Source organism: Stutzerimonas chloritidismutans (genome assembly GCF_038562055.1).
Classification (GTDB): Bacteria; Pseudomonadota; Gammaproteobacteria; order Pseudomonadales; family Pseudomonadaceae; genus Stutzerimonas; species Stutzerimonas chloritidismutans_A.
The window spans coordinates 1-5806 of the sequence record NZ_JBCFXD010000030.1 but is presented as its reverse complement, the minus strand read 5'-3'; the positions used below and the strand labels follow the sequence as shown (position 1 = coordinate 5806).

The 5806-nt window shown below is 51.8% G+C and carries 2 tRNA genes and 3 rRNA genes; all 5 read left to right on the top strand.

Annotation, left to right across the window (positions count from 1 at the left end):
• The first annotated feature begins 543 nt into the window (after nucleotides 1-543).
• The 5 genes from AAGW23_RS21935 (at nucleotide 544) to rrf (ending at nucleotide 5756) form a co-directional block, all read left to right on the top strand.
• Nucleotides 544-2080, top strand: a 16S ribosomal RNA gene (locus AAGW23_RS21935).
• Between the two features lie 91 nt (nucleotides 2081-2171).
• Nucleotides 2172-2248, top strand: a tRNA-Ile gene (locus tag AAGW23_RS21930).
• Nucleotides 2249-2278: 30 nt separating this feature from the next.
• A tRNA-Ala gene (locus AAGW23_RS21925) sits at nucleotides 2279-2354 on the top strand.
• A gap of 241 nt (nucleotides 2355-2595) precedes the next feature.
• A 23S ribosomal RNA gene (locus tag AAGW23_RS21920) occupies nucleotides 2596-5486 on the top strand.
• Nucleotides 5487-5640: 154 nt separating this feature from the next.
• Nucleotides 5641-5756: ribosomal RNA gene (gene rrf / locus AAGW23_RS21915) — 5S ribosomal RNA — on the top strand.
• Together the 16S, 23S and 5S rRNA genes with 2 tRNA genes alongside form the textbook arrangement of a ribosomal RNA operon.
• Nucleotides 5757-5806 lie beyond the last annotated feature (50 nt).

Genomic DNA, 5806 nt, shown 5'->3' with positions numbered 1-5806 from the left:
CTGAGTGCCTATAATGCGCACCTTCTCCGGCGCAGGCCTTTGGCGAAACCTCTTGTAAATCAAGAAGTTAGCGAAAATAAAGGCTTGCACGGATGGCGAATTCGAGTAGAATGCGCCGGGCTGACAGGGTGGTGGTTGAGTCCTGTTGGTGGCTTCGGTCAGGTTGATCGGAGGCGGTTGAAAGAGGTGGTTGACAGCGGTTTTAGACGCTGTATGATTCGCCTCCCGCTAACGAGAGACGCTAGGTTGATCGGAGGCGCAAGCGGTTGAGAAGAAAGAAAAACTTCTTCAAAAACAGCTTGACGAGAAACAAGGCTGCTGTAGAATGCGCGGCCTCGGTTGAGACGAAAGACTTGATCGAAACGCTCTTTAACAACTGAATCAAGCAATTCGTGTGGGTGCTTGTGAGGTAAGACTGGTAGTCAGCAAGATTATCAGCATCACGAATACTCAACGAGAAATCATTGAGTGCTCTTCTTTTAGGAGAAGAGATTTGCGATTGCTGAGCCAAGTTTAGGGTTTTCTCAAAACCCAAGCAGTATTGAACTGAAGAGTTTGATCATGGCTCAGATTGAACGCTGGCGGCAGGCCTAACACATGCAAGTCGAGCGGATGAGTGGAGCTTGCTCCATGATTCAGCGGCGGACGGGTGAGTAATGCCTAGGAATCTGCCTGGTAGTGGGGGACAACGTTTCGAAAGGAACGCTAATACCGCATACGTCCTACGGGAGAAAGCAGGGGACCTTCGGGCCTTGCGCTATCAGATGAGCCTAGGTCGGATTAGCTAGTTGGTGAGGTAATGGCTCACCAAGGCGACGATCCGTAACTGGTCTGAGAGGATGATCAGTCACACTGGAACTGAGACACGGTCCAGACTCCTACGGGAGGCAGCAGTGGGGAATATTGGACAATGGGCGAAAGCCTGATCCAGCCATGCCGCGTGTGTGAAGAAGGTCTTCGGATTGTAAAGCACTTTAAGTTGGGAGGAAGGGCATTAACCTAATACGTTAGTGTTTTGACGTTACCGACAGAATAAGCACCGGCTAACTTCGTGCCAGCAGCCGCGGTAATACGAAGGGTGCAAGCGTTAATCGGAATTACTGGGCGTAAAGCGCGCGTAGGTGGTTTGTTAAGTTGGATGTGAAAGCCCCGGGCTCAACCTGGGAACTGCATCCAAAACTGGCAAGCTAGAGTATGGCAGAGGGTGGTGGAATTTCCTGTGTAGCGGTGAAATGCGTAGATATAGGAAGGAACACCAGTGGCGAAGGCGACCACCTGGGCTAATACTGACACTGAGGTGCGAAAGCGTGGGGAGCAAACAGGATTAGATACCCTGGTAGTCCACGCCGTAAACGATGTCGACTAGCCGTTGGGATCCTTGAGATCTTAGTGGCGCAGCTAACGCATTAAGTCGACCGCCTGGGGAGTACGGCCGCAAGGTTAAAACTCAAATGAATTGACGGGGGCCCGCACAAGCGGTGGAGCATGTGGTTTAATTCGAAGCAACGCGAAGAACCTTACCAGGCCTTGACATGCAGAGAACTTTCCAGAGATGGATTGGTGCCTTCGGGAGCTCTGACACAGGTGCTGCATGGCTGTCGTCAGCTCGTGTCGTGAGATGTTGGGTTAAGTCCCGTAACGAGCGCAACCCTTGTCCTTAGTTACCAGCACGTTATGGTGGGCACTCTAAGGAGACTGCCGGTGACAAACCGGAGGAAGGTGGGGATGACGTCAAGTCATCATGGCCCTTACGGCCTGGGCTACACACGTGCTACAATGGTCGGTACAAAGGGTTGCCAAGCCGCGAGGTGGAGCTAATCCCATAAAACCGATCGTAGTCCGGATCGCAGTCTGCAACTCGACTGCGTGAAGTCGGAATCGCTAGTAATCGTGAATCAGAATGTCACGGTGAATACGTTCCCGGGCCTTGTACACACCGCCCGTCACACCATGGGAGTGGGTTGCTCCAGAAGTAGCTAGTCTAACCTTCGGGGGGACGGTTACCACGGAGTGATTCATGACTGGGGTGAAGTCGTAACAAGGTAGCCGTAGGGGAACCTGCGGCTGGATCACCTCCTTAATCGAAGACTTCAGCTTCTTCATAAGTTCCCACACGAATTGCTTGATTCACTAGCGAAAAGCGATTGGGTTTCGACCCGAGAGAGACGATTGGGTCTGTAGCTCAGTTGGTTAGAGCGCACCCCTGATAAGGGTGAGGTCGGCAGTTCGAATCTGCCCAGACCCACCAATTGTCATGGGATTTGGCCGATCTGTAGATGGGGCCATAGCTCAGCTGGGAGAGCGCCTGCTTTGCACGCAGGAGGTCAGCGGTTCGATCCCGCTTGGCTCCACCATTATTCTCGACAAATCGCTGAAAGCACAGAAATGAATAGACTCTAGCGAGTGTATTGATTTCTGGTCTTTGCGCCAGTAACTGTTCTTTAAAAATTTGGGTATGTGATAGAAGTAGATTTGAGTGGTCACTTTCACTGGTGATTATTCAAGTCAAGGTAAAATTTGCGAGTAAAATTGCGGATTTTCGGCGAATGTCGTCTTCACGTTATTAGGCAGTAACCAGATTGCTTGGGGTTATATGGTCAAGTGAAGAAGCGCATACGGTGGATGCCTTGGCAGTCAGAGGCGATGAAAGACGTGGTAGCCTGCGAAAAGCTTCGGGGAGTCGGCAAACAGACTTTGATCCGGAGATGTCTGAATGGGGGAACCCAGCCATCATAAGATGGTTATCACACACTGAATACATAGGTGTGTGAGGCGAACCAGGGGAACTGAAACATCTAAGTACCCTGAGGAAAAGAAATCAACCGAGATTCCCTTAGTAGTGGCGAGCGAACGGGGACTAGCCCTTAAGCTTCTTTGATTTTAGCGGAACGCTCTGGAAAGTGCGGCCATAGTGGGTGATAGCCCTGTACGCGAAAGGATCTTAGAAGTGAAATCGAGTAGGACGGAGCACGAGAAACTTTGTCTGAATATGGGGGGACCATCCTCCAAGGCTAAATACTACTGACTGACCGATAGTGAACTAGTACCGTGAGGGAAAGGCGAAAAGAACCCCGGAGAGGGGAGTGAAATAGATCCTGAAACCGTATGCGTACAAGCAGTGGGAGCCTACTTTGTTAGGTGACTGCGTACCTTTTGTATAATGGGTCAGCGACTTATTTTCAGTGGCGAGCTTAACCGAATAGGGGAGGCGTAGCGAAAGCGAGTCTTAATAGGGCGTCTAGTCGCTGGGAATAGACCCGAAACCGGGCGATCTATCCATGGGCAGGTTGAAGGTTGGGTAACACTAACTGGAGGACCGAACCGACTACCGTTGAAAAGTTAGCGGATGACCTGTGGATCGGAGTGAAAGGCTAATCAAGCTCGGAGATAGCTGGTTCTCCTCGAAAGCTATTTAGGTAGCGCCTCGTGTATCACTGCTGGGGGTAGAGCACTGTTTCGGCTAGGGGGTCATCCCGACTTACCAAACCGATGCAAACTCCGAATACCAGCAAGTGTCAGCACGGGAGACACACGGCGGGTGCTAACGTCCGTCGTGAAAAGGGAAACAACCCAGACCGTCAGCTAAGGTCCCAAAATCCTGGTTAAGTGGGAAACGATGTGGGAAGGCTCAGACAGCTAGGAGGTTGGCTTAGAAGCAGCCACCCTTTAAAGAAAGCGTAATAGCTCACTAGTCGAGTCGGCCTGCGCGGAAGATGTAACGGGGCTCAAACCAGGTACCGAAGCTACGGGTTCATCGTAAGATGAGCGGTAGAGGAGCGTTCTGTAAGCCTGTGAAGGTGAGTTGAGAAGCTTGCTGGAGGTATCAGAAGTGCGAATGCTGACATGAGTAACGACAATGCGAGTGAAAAACTCGCACGCCGAAAGACCAAGGGTTCCTGCGCAACGTTAATCGACGCAGGGTGAGTCGGTCCCTAAGGCGAGGCTGAAGAGCGTAGTCGATGGGAAACGGGTTAATATTCCCGTACTTCTAGTTACTGCGATGGGGGGACGGAGAAGGCTAGGCCAGCTTGGCGTTGGTTGTCCAAGTTTAAGGTGGTAGGCAGAGATCTTAGGTAAATCCGGGATCTTAATGCCGAGAACTGATGACGATCCTTCTTTTAGAAGGAGAAGTGGTTGATGCCATGCTTCCAGGAAAAGCCTCTAAGCTTCAGGTAACTAGGAACCGTACCCCAAACCGACACAGGTGGTTGGGTAGAGAATACCAAGGCGCTTGAGAGAACTCGGGTGAAGGAACTAGGCAAAATGGCACCGTAACTTCGGGAGAAGGTGCGCCGGTGAGGGTGAAGGGTTTACCCCGTAAGCTCATGCCGGTCGAAGATACCAGGCCGCTGCGACTGTTTATTAAAAACACAGCACTCTGCAAACACGAAAGTGGACGTATAGGGTGTGACGCCTGCCCGGTGCCGGAAGGTTAATTGATGGGGTTAGCGCAAGCGAAGCTCTTGATCGAAGCCCCGGTAAACGGCGGCCGTAACTATAACGGTCCTAAGGTAGCGAAATTCCTTGTCGGGTAAGTTCCGACCTGCACGAATGGCGTAACGATGGCGGCGCTGTCTCCACCCGAGACTCAGTGAAATTGAAATCGCTGTGAAGATGCAGTGTATCCGCGGCTAGACGGAAAGACCCCGTGAACCTTTACTATAGCTTTGCACTGGACTTTGAATTTGCTTGTGTAGGATAGGTGGGAGGCTTTGAAGCGTGGACGCCAGTTCGCGTGGAGCCATCCTTGAAATACCACCCTGGCAACTTTGAGGTTCTAACTCTGGTCCGTTATCCGGATCGAGGACAGTGTATGGTGGGTAGTTTGACTGGGGCGGTCTCCTCCTAAAGAGTAACGGAGGAGTACGAAGGTGCGCTCAGACCGGTCGGAAATCGGTCGTAGAGTATAAAGGCAAAAGCGCGCTTGACTGCGAGACAGACACGTCGAGCAGGTACGAAAGTAGGTCTTAGTGATCCGGTGGTTCTGTATGGAAGGGCCATCGCTCAACGGATAAAAGGTACTCCGGGGATAACAGGCTGATACCGCCCAAGAGTTCATATCGACGGCGGTGTTTGGCACCTCGATGTCGGCTCATCACATCCTGGGGCTGAAGCCGGTCCCAAGGGTATGGCTGTTCGCCATTTAAAGTGGTACGCGAGCTGGGTTTAGAACGTCGTGAGACAGTTCGGTCCCTATCTGCCGTGGACGTTTGAGATTTGAGAGGGGCTGCTCCTAGTACGAGAGGACCGGAGTGGACGAACCTCTGGTGTTCCGGTTGTCACGCCAGTGGCATTGCCGGGTAGCTATGTTCGGAAGAGATAACCGCTGAAAGCATCTAAGCGGGAAACTTGCCTCAAGATGAGATCTCACTGGAGCCTTGAGCTCCCTGAAGGGCCGTCGAAGACTACGACGTTGATAGGTTGGGTGTGTAAGCGCTGTGAGGCGTTGAGCTAACCAATACTAATTGCCCGTGAGGCTTGACCATATAACACCCAAACAATTTGATGTTTGCGTGTCAAACGGTTGAAGTCGACAAACAAACCGAAAAGACGCATCGCTCGCAAAGCAAACCAATACTGCAACACCATCACATGCCCAATTAGGGGAAGCGACTCAACACCGACTCCCCAACCGAATTGCTTGACGACCATAGAGCGTTGGAACCACCTGATCCCATCCCGAACTCAGTAGTGAAACGACGCATCGCCGATGGTAGTGTGGGGCTTCCCCATGTGAGAGTAGGTCATCGTCAAGCTTCTACACCAAACCCCCGATCTTCGTAAGAGGATCGGGGGTTTGTCTTTG